General features: G+C 68.6%; 13 protein-coding genes, 1 tRNA gene and 1 other RNA gene. 2 read left to right on the forward strand and 13 right to left on the reverse strand.

Annotation, left to right across the window (positions count from 1 at the left end):
* Position 1: 1 nt before the first annotated feature.
* The 11 genes from RSD66_RS12170 to RSD66_RS12220 all read right to left on the reverse strand — a co-directional run bounded on the left by RSD66_RS12170 (position 2) and on the right by RSD66_RS12220 (position 11,588).
* Positions 2–1,444, reverse strand: a complete 1,443-nt coding sequence (locus tag RSD66_RS12170; protein ID WP_415288010.1) for a UDP-N-acetylmuramoyl-tripeptide--D-alanyl-D-alanine ligase — start codon at positions 1,442–1,444, stop codon at positions 2–4.
* Complete coding sequence (locus tag RSD66_RS12175; RefSeq protein ID WP_415288012.1) at positions 1,437–2,906, reverse strand: UDP-N-acetylmuramoyl-L-alanyl-D-glutamate--2,6-diaminopimelate ligase; 1,470 nt, start codon at positions 2,904–2,906, stop codon at positions 1,437–1,439. The genes RSD66_RS12170 and RSD66_RS12175 overlap by 8 nt, the downstream gene beginning before the upstream one ends.
* Positions 2,903–4,681, reverse strand: coding sequence for a peptidoglycan D,D-transpeptidase FtsI family protein (locus tag RSD66_RS12180; protein ID WP_119413635.1), 1,779 nt, complete (start codon positions 4,679–4,681; stop codon positions 2,903–2,905). The genes RSD66_RS12175 and RSD66_RS12180 overlap by 4 nt, the downstream gene beginning before the upstream one ends.
* Positions 4,678–5,073 carry a cell division protein gene (locus tag RSD66_RS12185; RefSeq protein ID WP_415288013.1) on the reverse strand — a complete coding sequence of 132 codons (396 nt, stop codon included), beginning with the start codon at positions 5,071–5,073 and terminating at the stop codon, positions 4,678–4,680. Before RSD66_RS12185 ends, RSD66_RS12180 begins: the two co-directional genes overlap by 4 nt.
* Positions 5,070–6,032, reverse strand: a complete 963-nt coding sequence (rsmH, locus tag RSD66_RS12190; RefSeq protein ID WP_415288015.1) for a 16S rRNA (cytosine(1402)-N(4))-methyltransferase RsmH — start codon at positions 6,030–6,032, stop codon at positions 5,070–5,072. The genes RSD66_RS12185 and rsmH overlap by 4 nt, the downstream gene beginning before the upstream one ends.
* Positions 6,029–6,505 carry a division/cell wall cluster transcriptional repressor MraZ gene (locus RSD66_RS12195; protein WP_087138949.1) on the reverse strand — a complete coding sequence of 159 codons (477 nt, stop codon included), beginning with the start codon at positions 6,503–6,505 and terminating at the stop codon, positions 6,029–6,031. The genes rsmH and RSD66_RS12195 overlap by 4 nt, the downstream gene beginning before the upstream one ends.
* A 337-nt stretch (positions 6,506–6,842) precedes the next feature.
* Positions 6,843–7,221, reverse strand: an RNA gene (rnpB, locus tag RSD66_RS12200) — RNase P RNA component class A.
* A 264-nt stretch (positions 7,222–7,485) separates the two neighbouring features.
* Entirely contained in the window at positions 7,486–8,247 is a 762-nt protein-coding gene (locus tag RSD66_RS12205; protein WP_119413632.1) for an N-acetylmuramoyl-L-alanine amidase, read from the reverse strand.
* A 10-nt stretch (positions 8,248–8,257) separates the two neighbouring features.
* Entirely contained in the window at positions 8,258–8,581 is a 324-nt protein-coding gene (locus tag RSD66_RS12210; RefSeq protein ID WP_233552086.1) for a hypothetical protein, read from the reverse strand.
* A gap of 119 nt (positions 8,582–8,700) precedes the next feature.
* Positions 8,701–10,500, reverse strand: a complete 1,800-nt coding sequence (gene sppA, locus RSD66_RS12215; RefSeq protein WP_415288016.1) for a signal peptide peptidase SppA — start codon at positions 10,498–10,500, stop codon at positions 8,701–8,703.
* Between the two features lie 329 nt (positions 10,501–10,829).
* Entirely contained in the window at positions 10,830–11,588 is a 759-nt protein-coding gene (locus RSD66_RS12220; protein WP_346524887.1) for an SIMPL domain-containing protein, read from the reverse strand.
* Between the two features lie 190 nt (positions 11,589–11,778).
* On the opposite strand from RSD66_RS12220, the gene RSD66_RS12225 reads away from it, so the two are divergent.
* Both RSD66_RS12225 and RSD66_RS12230 read left to right on the forward strand, forming a co-directional pair.
* Positions 11,779–11,854 (forward strand) — tRNA-Ile (locus RSD66_RS12225).
* Positions 11,855–11,935: 81 nt separating this feature from the next.
* Positions 11,936–12,601, forward strand: coding sequence for a ribonuclease HII (locus tag RSD66_RS12230; protein ID WP_346524885.1), 666 nt, complete (start codon positions 11,936–11,938; stop codon positions 12,599–12,601).
* 331 nt (positions 12,602–12,932) lie between these two features.
* On the opposite strand, the gene RSD66_RS12235 is transcribed toward RSD66_RS12230, so the two are convergent.
* The gene (locus RSD66_RS12235) at positions 12,933–13,973 is read right to left on the reverse strand and encodes a DNA adenine methylase (protein WP_415288018.1); all 1,041 of its coding nucleotides are present in this window, start codon (positions 13,971–13,973) and stop codon (positions 12,933–12,935) included.
* A gap of 9 nt (positions 13,974–13,982) precedes the next feature.
* Positions 13,983–15,449, reverse strand: coding sequence for a pyruvate kinase (pyk, locus tag RSD66_RS12240; protein WP_024354804.1), 1,467 nt, complete (start codon positions 15,447–15,449; stop codon positions 13,983–13,985).
* Between the last annotated feature and the right edge of the window lie 9 nt (positions 15,450–15,458).

The raw sequence follows: 15,458 nt of genomic DNA on the forward strand, positions 1-15,458 counted from the left end.
CCTATCGCGTCGCGTGCGGCGCGCCGCTGCCTGAGGGGTTGTTGCCTTGTTCGGTCATGCCGAGATTTGCAAGCGCTGCCGCAACCAGCGAGGCCTTCGACCCGTTCGATCCCTTGACCATGACCACGTCGCCGGGCTGGATCAGCGTCGCAGCCTCGGCGGCCAGTTCGGCGGCGGTCTCGCGCCATTGCCCCCGCAACGCAGGCGGCAGCGCCTCATGCAGCAGGCGCATCTGCGGCCCGGCCGTATGCACCACGTTCAGACCAGCGGCGACGATGGCGGGGGCCAGCCCTTCGTGCAGGGCCCGGCTGTGCTCGCCCAGCTCCAGCATGTCGGTCAGCACGACGACGCGGCGGCCGCCCTGCCCCACCGGCTTGGCGCCCAGACTGACGAAGCCCGCCTTCATCGATAGCGGATTGGCGTTGTAGCTCTCGTCGATCAGGGTGAACGTCCCGCCATGGACTTTGACAGCCCTCATCTGCCCGCGCCCGGCCAGAGGCTGGAACCCCGCCAAGGCTTGCAACGCCGTCTCCAGCGACACGTCCAGCGCCTGCAGCATCAGGATGACGCACAGGCTGTTCAGCCCCCAGTGCACGCCCGACTGCGCGAGGCGATATTCGATGCGCCGTCCGTCCAGCTCAGCCGTGACGGTCGCGCCCTCGCTATCAGCCACAAACTCCAGCAGGCGCGCGTCGCAGCCTGCATCATGGCCGAAGGTCCGCACCACGGCCCCGGCCTTTTCCGCGCCCTGACGCACGATGTCAGCATGGGCGTCGGCGGCGTTGACCACGGCGATCCCGCCCGGCGCCAACCCCTCGAAGATGGCGGCCTTCTCGCGCGCCACGCCCGCCTCGCCGTCGGCGAAGGCTTCGATATGCACCGGCCCGACCGTGGTGACGCAGGCCGCGTGGGGGCGAACGAACTGCGACAGCGGCCCGATCTCGCCCGGATGGTTCATGCCGATTTCGAACACGGCCCGATCCGTGCCCTGCGGCATCCGCGCCAGCGTCAGCGGCACGCCGATATGGTTGTTGTAGCTCTTGATCGAGGCGTGGCTTGATCCTGCCAGATCGAGGCCCGCCTTGATCGCCTGGGTCACGCTGGTCTTGCCGACGCTGCCGGTGACGGCGCCGCGCAGACGGGCGCGGTCGCGCGCGGCGACGCCCAGCGCCTCCAGCCCTTTCAGGGTGTCCGACACCAGAACATAAGGCCCGCTCTCGACCGGCCGGTCGACCAGCGCCACCGTAGCGCCCGCGGCAAAGGCGGCGGCGGCGAACTCATGCCCGTCGCGCGCGCCGTGCAGGGCCAGGAACAGGTCGCCCGGCGCGATCTCGCGGCTGTTGTAGGTCAGGCCCGAGACCGAGGCGTCGGGTCCATGAAGCCGTCCCCCGGTCGCCGAGGCGATGGCTTCGGCGGTCCAGAGCGGCGTGCGTACGTCAGGCATGGTCTTTCAGGGCTTCGGTCGCTTCGGCGGCGTCGTCGAAGGGATGCACGACCCCGCCGACGATCTGACCCTGTTCATGCCCTTTTCCGGCGATCACGACCACATCTCCTTCGCGCATCAGGGAGACGGCGTGGCGGATGGCCTCGCGGCGGTCGCCGATCTCCAGCGCATCGGGGCAGCCGGCACGGACCTGGGCGCGGATGGCGGCGGGGTCTTCGGAGCGCGGGTTGTCGTCGGTGACAATGGCCGTATCGGCCAGACGCCCGGCGATCTCGCCCATCAGCGGACGCTTGGCCCGGTCGCGGTCGCCGCCCGCGCCGAAGACGACGATCAGCTTGCCCGTCGCGTGCGGACGCAGGGCGTTCAGCACCGTCTCCAGCCCATCAGGGGTGTGGGCGTAGTCGACATAGACCTCGCCGCCGCGCACGCCGCCGGAGATGCGTTGCAGGCGGCCCTGCGCGCCCTGGATCAGCTCCAGCGCGGGGATGACGCGATCAGGGTCTTCGCCGCCGGCGATGCACAGTCCCGCCGCCACCAGAGCGTTGGACGCCTGGAACGCGCCCGCCAGCGGCAGCAGGACGTCATGCACCCGGCCGCGCACGTCGAGGGTCAGGCGCTGACCTTCCGGCGTCGCCCGGCGCGCCAGCAGGGTCAGGTCGCGCCCGCGCTCGCCCACGCCCATCACGCCCAGCCCCGCCATGATCGAGGCCGAGGCGAAGGCCGAATAGGCGTCCGAGTCGGCGTTCAGAACGGCGGTTCGCCCGCGCGGCAGCAGGGCCTCGAACAGGCGCATCTTGGCGGCGCGGTACTCGTCCATCGTGCCGTGATAGTCGAGGTGATCCTGCGTAAGATTGGTGAAGCCCGCCGCCTTGATCGCCACCCCGTCCAGACGTCGCTGGTCGATGCCGTGGGACGAGGCCTCCAGCGCCAGGTGCGTGACTTCCTTGCGGGCCAGTTCGGCCAGCAGACGGGCGGCCTCGGCGGCGTCGGGGCTGGTCAGGCCGGGGCCGGTCAGGGCGTAGGTTTTGTCGCCCTTCTGGCCGACGACGCCCAGGGTTCCCATGCTGGCCGACTTCAGGCCCATGCCCGCCCAGATCTGACGGCAGAAGTTGGCGACCGAGGTCTTGCCGTTAGTGCCGGTCACGGCGACGCAGGTGCGCGGCTGGGCGCCGTAGAAGGCGCGCGCGGCGATGGCGTAGGCCCGATGCACATCGCCCGATCCGACCAGAACCGGCGCCGCGCCCGCAGGCGTGTCGGACGGCGCCAGAACGGCCGCCGCGCCCTTCGCCAAGGCCTGCGGGATGAAGGCGCGGCCGTCGGCCTGCGTCCCCGGCAGGGCGACGAACAGGGCGCCGGGCACGACCTGACGGCTGTCAGCGGTGACGGCGGTGATCTCGGGGTCCGAGGCCACGTCGCGGCGCAGCAGTTCGGAAAGGCGCAGGTGGGCGCTGGGAAGGCTCATCGGCCGTCGCCCTCCACGTCCTGGAACTCGGGAATCTTTTCGCCGAGCGCGGTGGACCAGCGGTCGGCCTTGCGCTCGACGCCCAGGAAGCCCGCGATGCGGTTGGCGATGCGGCCCACGGCGGGCGCGGCGACATAGCCGCCGGTGCGCGGATAGACGCCCGGCTCATCCATCAGGACGAAGACGGTGTACCGCTTGGCGTCCACCGGCCCGTCGGCGGGGAAGACCCCGGCGAAGGAGCCGACGGCCACCGCCGGATTATAGCGGCCGTTGACCAGTTTGTTGGCCGAGCCCGTCTTGCCGCCCATGCGCAGGCCCGGCGCATCGGCGAACCGGCCGGAACCGCGCGTGACGTTGCGGCGCATCAGGTCCAGCATGGTCGCCGAGGTCTCGGGCGAGACGACCTGATGCGTCTGGGCGTTCGGACGGCCGCCCTTGCGCAGGGTCGGCGCCACATAGCGCCCGCCGTTGCTCAGCGCCCCATAGGCCGCGACATACTGGATCGGCGTGACCATGACGCCATAGCCGAAGGACAGCGACGCCAGCGTGCTGTCGTCCCACTTGCGCACCTTGGGCGGGGCGGCCGATTCCTTCAGTTCGATCGGCGCGGCGTCCAGCAGGCCCAGACGGCGGAAATAGTCGCGCATCACATCGCCGCCCATCTCGACCGCCAGTCGCGAGGTGCCGATGTTGGACGAATGCAGATAGACCTCCTCCAGCGTCAGCACCTTGTTGGTGGCGTGGAAGTCGGTGATGCGGCGCTTGCCGATCTGCAGCGCCTGAGAGGCGTCGAACAGGGTGTTCATGTCGGCCCGGCCGGTGTCGATCCCGGCGGCGACGGTGAAGCTCTTGAACACCGAACCCATCTCATAGTGGGCCGAGACGACGCGGTTCAGCGTGGCCTCTTCCGGCGCGGCGTTGCGACGGTTGGCGTCATAGGTCGGCCACGAGGCCATCGCCAGAATCTCGCCCGTCTGCACGTCGGCGACGACGGCGACGGCGCCCTTGACCTTATGTTCCTCGGCGGCGATCGCCAGCTCGTTCTCAACCACGCCCTGAACCCGCAGGTCGATCGACAGGGGGAAGTCCTCGCCCGCGACGCCCGCCGCGCGGATTTCCTGATTGAAGGCCAGTTCGGCGCCCGCAACGCCCTCGCCGCCCGTATCCGAACGACCGATCAGATGCACGGCCGAGCTGCCCAGCGGATAGACGCGGCGATCCTCCGGCTCGAACGTCACTCCGCCCAGCGCCAGCGCATGGACCGCGCGGCGCTCCGACGGCGTCAGGCCGGTCACCACGATCAGGCGGCGCTCGCCGCTCATCACCTTGTCCAGACGCTTGGCCGGGATGCGCGGCAGGGCGCGGCGCAGCTGCGCCTTGGCGGCCGGAATGTCCCAGACCTCGCGCGGGTCGATATAGAGGCCGTAGTGGGTGATGTTGGTCGCCAGCAGCTGGCCGTTGCGGTCCACCAGATCGGCGCGCGTCAGGGCGCCGGGATGGAAACCCGCCCCCGCCCCGCCGCGCGGCGTCAGCAGCGCCGCGTGCGCAGCGCCCACGGCCAGACAGGCGAACACGCCGCAGAAGGCCGCCATGATCAGGAAGATGCGGACGCGGGTGTCCTCTTCCGGGCGGGCGTCGGCGCGGGCGCGCTCGAACGAATGCTCCAGATTCCACACCAGGGAGGCGACCCAGCGCCCCCAGGCCGAGACGGCCCCGCCGAAGGTCGCCTGCGGACGGCCGCGATAGCCCATGCCGTGATGGTCATGCACGCTCATTGCACGGCCTCCACAGCGGCGGCGGGCGCGGCAGGCGCCGGTTCGACCGGCTTCTCGGCCGGCGGCGGCGCGATTTCGGGCAGGGTCGCCTCGCCCGCCTGCTTCTTCACATCGACGGGCCCCAGACCGATTTCGCGCGACAGGGCCTCCAGACGGGCGGGCTGCTCCAGCCGCGTGACTTCGGCGCGCAGCAGGCGGACCCGCTCGCGGTTTTCGCGGATGTCGCGCTCGATGCGGCTGATCTCGGCGCTCTCGCGGGCGGCGGCCGCCTTGGCGATATAGACCGAGAAGACCAGCGCCAGCACGCAGGCCACGCCGATGATCTCGACACAGCGTACGCCGCGCACCTTCCACTCGAACAGGCGCTTGACGGGGGCGGGCATGGCGATCATGCGCTCCTCCCCTTCACCGCGCCCCAGGCCGGGGCGGTGGTGCGAACGCCTACGCGCAGCTTGGCCGAGCGGGCGCGGGGGTTGGCGGCCAGTTCGGCCTCGCCCGCCTCGCGCGCGCCCTTGAACAGCAGGTCGAAGCTGGGCTTGCGCGTCTCGACCGCCACCGGCGCATGGCGCGATCCGCCCGGCGCATTGCCGGTGCGCTCGGTCAGGAAGGCCTTTACGATGCGGTCTTCCAGCGAGTGGAAGGTGACGACGACCAGCCGCCCGCCCGGCGCCAGCGTCGCCTCGGCCGCCTCCAGCCCGCGCTCCAGCTCGCCCAACTCATCGTTGACGGCGATGCGCAGGGCCTGAAACACGCGGGTCGCCGGATGGATGGCGGCGCCGCGACGCCCGCCCAGAGCCTTCTCCACCACCTCGGCCAGATCGAGCGTGCGGGTGAAGGGCTGTTCGACCCGGCGACGCAGGATGGCGGTGGCGACCCGGCCCGACTGGCGCTCGTCGCCGTACAGCTTGAAGATATGGGCCAGCGGCCCGTGGTCCCAGGTGTTGACGATGTCGGCGGCGGTTTCGCCCTCATCCGACATCCGCATGTCCAGCGGCCCGTCGCGCATGAAGGAAAAGCCGCGCTCGGCCTGATCCAGTTGCATGGACGAGACGCCGATATCGAAGACGGCGCCGTCCAGCTTCGCCTTGCCGCTCTCCTCGAACGCCTCGGCCAGACCGGAGAACGGCGTGCGGATCAGTTGGAAACGATCGGGGAAGTCGCGCGCCACAGCCTCGGCGAAAGGCTGCACCGTCGGGTCGCGATCCAGCGCCACCACATCCGCGCCGCGCTCCAGAATGGCGCGCGTATAGCCGCCCGCGCCGAAGGTGGCGTCGATCACGACATCGCCCGCCTTGGGCGCCAGCGCCTCGATCACTTCAGCCAGCAGGACAGGCGCGTGCGGAGAGGTCATGCCGCCCCTCCCGTCTTCGCCGCAGCCGCCTGACGGCGCATCTCGCCGAACTGCTTCAGGCCCTCGCGCGCCATGCGTCGCTGCTCGGCGCGGTGCGCGGCCCACTTGTCCTTGTTCCAGATCTGGAAGCGCTCGCCGACACCGTAGATGACGACCGTGTCGGACAGATCGACCTCGGCGCACAGATGTTCCGGCAGGGTGATGCGCCCGCCAGAGTCATAGGCCAGCGGCTTTTGCTCGCCGAAGATCGAGGCTTCCAGCGCCGAGCGGTAGGGATCGCCGAAAGGCAGGCTTTCGATCACTGCGCGGTACTCGGCGAACAGCTTGTCCCCGCCCGCTTCCAGACAGTCGGCTTCGATGGAGGGGAAGCAGAAGACGCCATGCTCGGCGCCGTTCTCAGCCGTGCGGAATTCCTGAGGGATCAGGAGACGGCGCTTGCCGTCCAGCTGCTTCTCGTAGGTCGAGAGAAACACGCCCTGCCCAATCGAACCCTGCGGCCCGTCCCTGAAATCCGTTGAAGAAAACCCACGCGTCGGGCGTTCGGCCCCTACTCATGAGCCATTGGGATAGCATGGGACAGAATGGGTCTCAATGGGATTAGTTGACGCCCTTTAACCTAATTTGCGGTTCGTTCGGCGTGTCGAGGACTGTAAAATCGGAACATACACAGAACAAAATGAGTATTCACAGCCTGTGGACAGGTTCTAACGCCTTGATTTCAACGGAATGGTTAACGGCCAAGACCTCTCCCGCCGGGAGAGGGTCGGCGTTAATGCCCTCAAGCAGCGCGAAGCGCGTTAGGGCAAGTATAAAGCCAGACGGCCTGTAAGCCGGGTTCTGTTCCGCCCGAAAGCGGCGACGATCATTCCTCTGGGCCGCCCATTGCTGGACAGCTCTCGCGACCTACCCGGACATCTGGGGCGGTGAACCCTGCGGAGCGAGCCCCGCGCGATGTCCCTATTTGGTCTTGCTCCAGGCGGGGCTTGCCATGCCGTCGACGTTGCCGCCGACGCGGTGGGCTCTTACCCCACCCTTTCACCCTTCCCTGAGCCGAAGCCCAGGCGGTTTGCTTTCTGTGGCGCTATCCCTCGGGTCACCCCGGGCGGGCGTTACCCGCCGCCTTTTCACCGTGGAGCCCGGACTTTCCTCGACAGGGGCAAGCCCCCGCCGCGACCGCCCGGCCGTCTGGCGAGCGCTAGATGCGCGCGAATGGGCGCAAGGTCAATGTGAGACGAACAGTCCCTCTCCCGATGGGAGAGGGCTTGAGCCTCCAAGAGCGTCAGCGATTGGCGAAGGCGAAAGGGTGAGGGTTCGCGGGTGGAGTCGGCCTACGGGCCGTCGCGCCACGGCTTACGCCGACTGACAGGACAAGCCCCTCACCCTTTCGCGCAAAGAACGATCGCTTCGCTCTCGTGCGCTCAAGCCCTCTCCCGCCGGGAGAGGGTCATATTCCCTAATCCAGCACGCCCGTCACGCTCTCGACCGAGGCCAGTTGCAGCAACCCCACCAGCCGCGCGCGCGTCTCGCCGTCAGCCACGCCGTCCACCCGGTCGGGCCGCCAGTGGCGCTGGAAGGCTTCGACCGTCAGGCGAGTCTCGTCGTCATAGGCGCCGCCAGACTGCACCGCATAGCCCAGCCGGTGCAGGCCTGAACGCAGGACGATGACGCCCAGCCCCTCGTCGCCCGGCGACAGGGGCGCGCCCAGGGCGCCGATACGCTCGGGCGCCGGGTCGAACCACAGGCCGTGCCCGGCCTCGGCCAGACGCTTCCACGGGAAGAGCTCGCCGGGATCCTGTTTGCGCTCGGGCGCCATGTCGGAATGGCCGATGATGCGGGCGTCGGGGATGGACCAGCGGGTGCGGATGTCCGCCGCGAGGGCGATCACCGCCTCGATCTGCGGCTCGGGGAACAGACGATAGCCGAACTCATGGCCCGGATTGACGATCTCGATGCCGATGGAGGCGGCGTTGACGTCGGTCTCGCCCTGCCAGGCGCCTCGCCCGGCGTGCCAGGCCCGGCGCTCTTCGGCCACCAGACGCAGGATGGAGCCGTCCTCATCGACGACGTAGTGGGCCGAGACCTTGGCCTCCGGGTCACGCAGGCGGGCGATCGCCGCCTCGGCGGTCTGCATGCCGGTATAGTGCAGCACCAGCATGTCCGGCGGGCCGCGCCGGGCGTCGAAGTTTGGAGAAGGCGCGTCGGTGTAGGCGGTCATGAGGGGCCGATCAGCGCCCTTCCTTTTCCCAGCCGTAGGTCACCCAGGTGTCGCCGACTTTACGCGCGTCGATGACGCCATCGTCGCGACGGCGACGAGCGGTCATGGCGCGGCGGGCGCGCAGGGCGAAACCGGCGAAGAAGACCAGAACCCCGCCGACAATGGCGATCATGGCGACGGCGGCGGCGGTGAAGACGGCCAGCAGGGCGCCCACGGTCACGGCCAATGCCGTGGCGATCAGCCCCGCCGCCCAAACGAAGGGCGCCAGCAGGCCGGAACCGGGCCGACGGCGCGCGTTGAAACCCAGCGGGCCCATCGGGTCGGAGTTGATCATGAACTCAAAGCCTCTCTCAGCGTCCTGATGAACGCCTGAAGCGCAATGTCGGTCCATCGACCTGAACGGTCAATGCACTGCGACATCACGCGTCAGTCACATTCGCGATCGCCAGGCCGTCAGAAGGCCGGTTGGTCCGCCAGAACCACGGCGCCGCGGCTGCGCATCCGGTCGACCTCGACGCGGTTCAGCATGGCCTGGGCGGCCGGATCGCCCATCACCTGACCGACCTTGACCATGGCGTCTGCCGCCTGGCCCGAGGCGCCGAAGGCCGTGGCGATGGCCTCCCACGGCGACTGGGGCTGCGGGAAGCGCTTGAAGCGGACGCTTTCAGCTGCCGGAATCTTGGCCAGTTCACGCGCCTTGGCCACAGCCTCTTCCAGACCGCCGAGTTGATCGACCAGACCCAGGCCGTGCGCCTGGGCGCCGGTCCAGACGCGGCCCTTGGCGATCTCGCGCACCCGCTCGACCGGCAGTTTGCGGCCCTTGGCCACGCGAGCGACGAACTCTTCGTAGATGCGGTCCATCGAGGCGGCGAAGGCCGCGCGCTGGCCCTGATCGAAACCCTGCGTCGGCGAGAAGGCGTCGGCGTAGTCGCCGCCGACCGACAGGCCGCGCATGTCGACGCCGAAACGGCCCAGCGCATCGGCCAGCACGAACTTGCCGCCGAAGACGCCGATCGAGCCGGTCAGGGTCGAGGGCTGGGCCACGATCCAGTCGGCCTCGGAGCTGATCCAGTAGCCGCCGGACGCCGCATAGGCGCCCATCGACACCACCACCGGCTTGCCCGCCGCCTTGGCCGCGCGCACGGCGGCCAGAACCTGCTCCGACGCTTCCGGCGAGCCGCCCGGTGAAGAGACGCGGAAGACGATGGCCTTCACGTCCTTGTCCTCGATCGCCTGATAGATGGCCTTGGCGGTGTCGTCCGAGCGGATGCTGGTCCCGCCGCCGAAGGGCGAATCGTTGGAGCCGCGACCGGTCATGATGGCGCCTTCGCCGCCGACGATGGCGATGGCCGACTTGCCCGAGCCCGAGCCCGAAGTCGTGCGCGCGCCCTTCATCGAGGCGTATTCGCCGAATTTGACGATCTTGGCGTTCTTGCCCGCCTTTTCCTTGGCGGCGGCCTCGGCTTCCTCGACCTGGCCGATCTTGTCGACCAGCTTCAGCGACAGGGCCTGATCGGCCGAATAGGGACCGGCCTCAATAACGGCCTTCAGGGCCTCAGGCGTGGTCTTGCGGTCGCGGGCGACATTGGCGACGGCGCTGTCGTAGATGGAGCCCATCCAGGCCAGCATGGCCTCGCGGTGCGGGGCGGTGAAGTCGCTCTGCGTATATTCGTTGACGGCGTTCTTATACTCATAGCGCTGTTCGAAATCGGCCTTGACGCCGTACTTCTGGAAGGCGCGGCCCAGGAAGACGCTGTCCGCCGCCAGACCCACGGCCTGGAAGTTCGCCGTGTTCTGCAACCACAGCTGATCGGCGCTGGAGGCGACCATATAGCTGGACATGACCGCGCCCACCGGCATGAAGCCCTGGCTGTGTGCGATCACCGTCTTGCCCGAAGCGCGGAAGCGGGCGATCGCCTGACGCACCTCATCGGCCGAGGCGGGCGTCATGCCGGCTTCGGGCGCGCGCAGCAGCAGCACCTTGACGTTGTCGTCGGCCGCCGCCTGAGCCAGCACGTCCACGACCTGAACCACCGACAGGCTAGGGCCGCTGAAGGCCGCGAAGGGGTTGGTCGGCGTCTGGTCGGTCAGGCCGCTGCGCAGGTCCAGTTCCAGTACCGTGTGCGCGGGCGTCGAAGGCTTGGACGCGCCGGCCGCCATGGCGAAGAAGATCAGCGCCACCACGGGCAGAACGACGAAGAAGGCCACAAGCCCGGCGAAGACGCCCAGCATGGTGAGGAAGAACTGCTTCATGGGAAGGCGGGCGTCCAGGATCGCGGCCAGAGGCGGCCAAGCGTGAGGATAGAGGTCGCGCCCGCCGCGTCAAATGAACGGACGGTAATGAAGCCAAACAAAAACCCTCTCCTGTTGGGAGATGGCTTGAGCGCACGAGAGCGTCAGCGATCGTTCTTGCGCGAAAGGGTGAGGGTTCGCGGGTGAAGTCGGCGTCAGCCGTGGCGCGACGGCTCACGCCGACTGATGTGACAAGCCCCTCACCCTTTCGCCTGCTCCAATCGCCTTCGGCTCCTGGAGGCTCAAGCCCTCTCCCGCCGGGAGAGGGTTCAAGTCATATCGAAGTGACATCACCGCCCGATATCATAGGTCCCGCTGATGTCGATGCGGACCGACAGTTCTCCGGCCGAAACCGGGGTCGAGGCGCCGGCGTCCATCGAGGCGGCGCGGGCGTACATGGCCTGCGGGCGCACTTCGGGCACATAGCCGCCGCCTTCGGTCAGGGAGCGCACCTGACCCAGTTGCACGCCCATGGCGTCGGCGTACAGACGCGCCTTGTCCTGCAGGGCGCGCACGGCCAGCACGCGGGCCTGATCCTCGGCCGCCTTAGGATCCTTCAGGCCGAAGCTGATGCCGTCGATCTGGTTGACGCCCGCGCCGACCACGGCGTCGGCGGTCGCGCCGACCTTGGTCAGGTCGTTGATGACCACGGTGACGCGGTTCGAGGCCTGATAGCCGCGCAGTTTGGGCGATTCGTTCTGCTGATAATCATATTGCGCCGACAGGTTCAGGCCCGAGGTCTGGATGTCGCGCTCGGCGATCCCCGCGCGGCGCAGGGCGGCGATGACGCGCGTCATCTGCTGAGCGTTCTGACTCATGGCCTCCTGGGCCGTCGGGGCCTCGGTCACCACGCCGAAGTTGATCGTGGCCTGATCCGGCGCGACCTTGACCTCGCCATAGGCCGAAAGGTTCAGGGCGGGTTGTTGAGCCATGGCGTGCACCTGGATCGGAGAAGCGCCGCCGGGCTGGGATTGAGCAGATACGACGGCCGGCGCCGCCAAGGTCATCAGGGCCGTGCCCAACATCAGGGCGCGTGCGGTGCGGGTCATGGGGAGGTCTCCGTCGAAATCGTTCGGGCGGGCGTGTTCGCCAGCCACGGCCCAACTTAGCCGTTTCAAGCTGAACAAACGCAAAAGGCCCCTGTGCAGGTTCCATTCATCGGCGTGAAAAGCGTGACAGGTCCAAGGCGGCTTTGCAGCCGACGCGCCGCCTGCTAGGCACGGCTTGCGCGCGTTTCGGGGGCGTGTAGCTCAATGGTTAGAGCCGACCGCTCATAACGGTCTGGTTGGGGGTTCGAGTCCCTCCACGCCCACCATTCTCCATGAGGCGCCGCCGCGACCGGCCCTCTGTTTCACAGGCCTTCCGTCCGGCCGGGGTTCATGGCAGTGGGGGCGTGATGACGTCGCCTAAAGCCCCTGCCTCAAAAGCTCCCTGCAAGCCTGATCGCCCCTTCCCCACCCTGTTGCTGGAGCTGGAGGCGCGGGCGACCTGGGACGGTCATGTCTGCGGGGTTGATGAAGCGGGTCGCGGACCGTGGGCCGGGCCGGTGTCGGCGGCGGCGGTGATCCTGAACCCCGACGACCTGCCGCCAGGCATCGACGATTCCAAGGCCCTGACCGAAAAGCGCCGCACGGTGCTGGAGATCGACATCAAGGCGCGCGCCCTGGCCTGGGGCGTCGGCTTCGCCTCGGTCGAGGAGATCGACGAACTGAACATCCTGCACGCGACGGGGCTGGCCATGCGACGGGCGGTCGAGGCCCTGGCCCATCCGCCGGTCCACGCCCTGGTGGACGGCAACTACCGCTTTCCGCTGCCCTGTGCGGTGACCCCGGTGGTCAAGGGCGACAGCCTGTCCCTGTCGATCGCAGCGGCCTCGATCCTGGCCAAGACGGCGCGGGATCGGCTGATGATCGAGATGGATGCGACCTATCCGGGCTACGGCTTCGCCAGCCACAAGGGCTACAACGCGCCCATCCATCAGAAGGCTCTGCAGACGCTGGGCCCCTGCCCCGCGCACCGACGCAGCTGGGCGCCGATCCGGGCCTTGCTGGAAGCCGCCTGATCGAGCTTCGCTTGCCGCTCTAGACCGACAGGGCGCCGCCCAGCATCATCCCCATGAGCCCCGCCACAAGGGCGCCGAGCAGGAAGATGGTCCATCCATCGAGCCCGCGATCGACACTGTTGGTCCGCGGAGCCTGAACCGCAGGCGTAATCCTGGAGACAGGCGTCCTTCGGCCGAACCTGGCGACGGCTTCCTGTTCTTCAACAGGGCGGCGAGAGATGTCGAAATCGCTCTGGGCACGGGGAGAAGCAAACGAACGCATGACAGCCAGAACGACAAGCCGCCGCCTTCGTTCCTTGGGCCTCGACTGAAGAATCTATCCGGCTTCAGGCTACGCTGCGACCGGCAGAACCACCGGCCGGTCGGTGACGACGAACAGGTGTTCGACGTTCTGCAGCCGCCCGACCGCCCCGACCTTCTCGCCCTTCAGATTATGAATGCCGATGCGGGCGCCGACATAGCGGGGATAGGGGATGTCGACCACCTGAACGTGCCCGCGCGAGGCCAGCATGGCCACCAGATTCTCGCGGCTCAGATAGCCCTCGTCGTTGAAGCTGACGATCAGGTTCGGCGCCTTCAGCCGCTCGATCACCGCCTGCATGGCCGGGCCGATGCCGGGGCGGCTGTTGAAGGCGCTCTTGCGGGTCTTCACGTCGACCCGCTTGCGGGCCACGCCATAGGTCTCGGGCTTATCCCACAGGACCAGGCTTTCCCAGCAATGGTAGTTGGCCAGATAGGAGTGCTGATTGTACGGCGGGTCCAGATAAACCAGATCGGCCTCAACCTCGGCCGCGACCTCCACCGCGTCGCCGCGCGTCGCCACGCACGGCCCCGCCGCCACGCCCTGTAAAAGGTCCGGCAGACGCAGCTCAAGCGGCTTCAGCGCGCGCGGCGCCCATTGCTTCATATAGGCCATCTGCAGGCCCGCCGTGGAATCCACGCGGTCGGCCGCCTCCATCAGGGCGACCAGGACGACGGCCTTCAGGGCCGGCTCCAGTTCCATCGTCTCGATGCGCTCGCGCATGGCGTCAATGCGGGCGCCGTTGTCGGGATGGAAGAAGCGGGCCTCTTCGCAGAAGGTGCGGGTGAACCAGCCGGCCTCGGGTTTCACCGTGCGCAGTTCGGCCAGCACGGCCTCGGCACGCTCAGCCCAGATCTCGCGGTCGGCCTGCACATAGGCTGTGGCCAGGGCGTGGGCATAGGCGTTGTGGTCGTTCGACCAGACGCGGAAACCGTCGCGCTTCAGCCGGTGCCCGACGCGCGCCGTGCCCGAGAACAGGTCGCAGACCATGCCCCCATCAGGCAGGGCGGCCCTCACCGCCCCCGCCACATGGCCCAGAAGCGCCCGCTTTGAGCCGATGTATTTGATCATTCCGTCCCGTCAGGTTCCGCGGGCGCGCCTCGCCCCTTTTACGCCGCGAGGGGCAGAATGGGCCGGAGCATGGGCCAGACGCAACAGATTCGCCGCGCCCGGCGCGCCAAAGGGGGTTCCCGCCAGGATCAGGATGCGCTGACCCGGCTCGGCCAGACCGTAGAGCATGGCGGCTTCGACCGCGTCATCTGTCAGGCCTTCCAGAGAAATCGGCTGATCGCCCAGCCGCGGCTCCAGCCCCCAGACCAGGGCCAGCCTGCGCGCGGTCTCGGGCTTGGGCGTCAGGGCCAGCACCGGTTGCAGCGGGCGCTCGCGCGACATGCGCCGCGCCGTGCCGCCCAGCGTCGTGAACACCACCATACAGGCGGTCGAGGACGCCTCGGCCGCCTTCCTCGCCGCCGCGACCAGGGCGTCGACATCGTCAATGTCCATGCCCGCGTGATCGGCGTCCATCAGTCCCGGCCACAGGGGGTCGCGCTCCACCCGCTCCATGATGCGGTTCATGATGGTCACCGCTTCCAGCGGATAGTCGCCCGCCGCCGTTTCGGCCGACAGCATCAAGGCGTCGGCGCCCTCATAGACGGCGTTGGCCACGTCGGACGCCTCGGCCCGCGTCGGGGCGGGCGAACTGGTCATCGATTCCAGCATCTGGGTGGCGACGATGGCGGGCACGCCGCGCTGACGGGCGGCGCGCAGGATCTTCTTCTGGGCGACCGGCACCTCTTCCGGCTCCATCTCGACGCCCAGATCGCCGCGCGCGACCATGACGCCGTCGCAGTAGTCGAGGATGCTCTCCAGATCGTTCAGAGCCTGAGGCTTCTCGATCTTGGCCAGACAGGCGGCCTGACCGTTCACGATGCTCTTCAGCTCGGCCATGTCCTCGGCCTTCTGCACGAAGCTGAGGGCCACCCAGTCGACGCCGAGACGTAGCGCAAAGGCCAGGTCTTCGCGGTCCTTGGGCGTCAGGGCCGAGACCGGCACCACCGCCTCGGGCACGGCCACCCCCTTGCGGTCCGACAGTTTGGATCCGCTCTCGACCGTGACGTCGCACCATTCGTCTGTGCGCTCGCCCACGCGCAGGCGCACCCGGCCGTCGTCGATCAGCAACAGCATGCCGGGGCGCAGGGCGCGGAAGATCTCCGGATGCGGCATCTGCACCCGCGTCTCGTCGCCCAGCGCCGGGTTCAGGTCGAAACGCATCCTGTGCCCCGGCCTCACCTCGATCTCGACGTCGGCGAAACGGCCCAGCCGCAGCTTGGGACCCTGCAGGTCGGCCAGCACGCCCAGCGGCCGCTTCAGCGCCATCTCGGCCCCCCGCACGGCCTTCAGGGCGGCCGCGTGGTCGTCGTGCGAGCCGTGGCTGAAGTTCAGGCGAAAGACGTCCACCCCGGCCTGGGCCAGCGCCTTGACGGTTCCCGGCGCGCGGCTGGCGGGTCCGAGTGTCGCGACGATGCGCGCGCGGCGGGCTCTTTGCATGAACGGGTT

Source organism: Brevundimonas sp. S1H14 (assembly GCF_047716865.1).
In the GTDB taxonomy this organism is placed as follows: Bacteria; Pseudomonadota; Alphaproteobacteria; order Caulobacterales; family Caulobacteraceae; genus Brevundimonas; species Brevundimonas naejangsanensis.

Bases quoted from the DNA above. Each gene is read 5' to 3' on its own strand.
- RSD66_RS12220 (WP_346524887.1), bottom strand. From the start codon at position 11,588: ATGACCCGCACCGCACGCGCCCTGATGTTGGGCACGGCCCTGATGACC.
- rsmH (WP_415288015.1), bottom strand. From the start codon at position 6,032: ATGACCTCTCCGCACGCGCCTGTCCTGCTGGCTGAAGTGATCGAGGCG.
- RSD66_RS12175 (WP_415288012.1), bottom strand. From the start codon at position 2,906: ATGAGCCTTCCCAGCGCCCACCTGCGCCTTTCCGAACTGCTGCGCCGC.
- pyk (WP_024354804.1), bottom strand. From the start codon at position 15,449: ATGCAAAGAGCCCGCCGCGCGCGCATCGTCGCGACACTCGGACCCGCC.
- RSD66_RS12230 (WP_346524885.1), top strand. From the start codon at position 11,936: ATGACGTCGCCTAAAGCCCCTGCCTCAAAAGCTCCCTGCAAGCCTGAT.
- RSD66_RS12210 (WP_233552086.1), bottom strand. From the start codon at position 8,581: ATGATCAACTCCGACCCGATGGGCCCGCTGGGTTTCAACGCGCGCCGT.
- RSD66_RS12185 (WP_415288013.1), bottom strand. From the start codon at position 5,073: ATGATCGCCATGCCCGCCCCCGTCAAGCGCCTGTTCGAGTGGAAGGTG.
- sppA (WP_415288016.1), bottom strand. From the start codon at position 10,500: ATGAAGCAGTTCTTCCTCACCATGCTGGGCGTCTTCGCCGGGCTTGTG.
- RSD66_RS12235 (WP_415288018.1), bottom strand. From the start codon at position 13,973: ATGATCAAATACATCGGCTCAAAGCGGGCGCTTCTGGGCCATGTGGCG.
- RSD66_RS12205 (WP_119413632.1), bottom strand. From the start codon at position 8,247: ATGACCGCCTACACCGACGCGCCTTCTCCAAACTTCGACGCCCGGCGC.
- RSD66_RS12170 (WP_415288010.1), bottom strand. From the start codon at position 1,444: ATGCCTGACGTACGCACGCCGCTCTGGACCGCCGAAGCCATCGCCTCG.
- RSD66_RS12180 (WP_119413635.1), bottom strand. From the start codon at position 4,681: ATGAGCGTGCATGACCATCACGGCATGGGCTATCGCGGCCGTCCGCAG.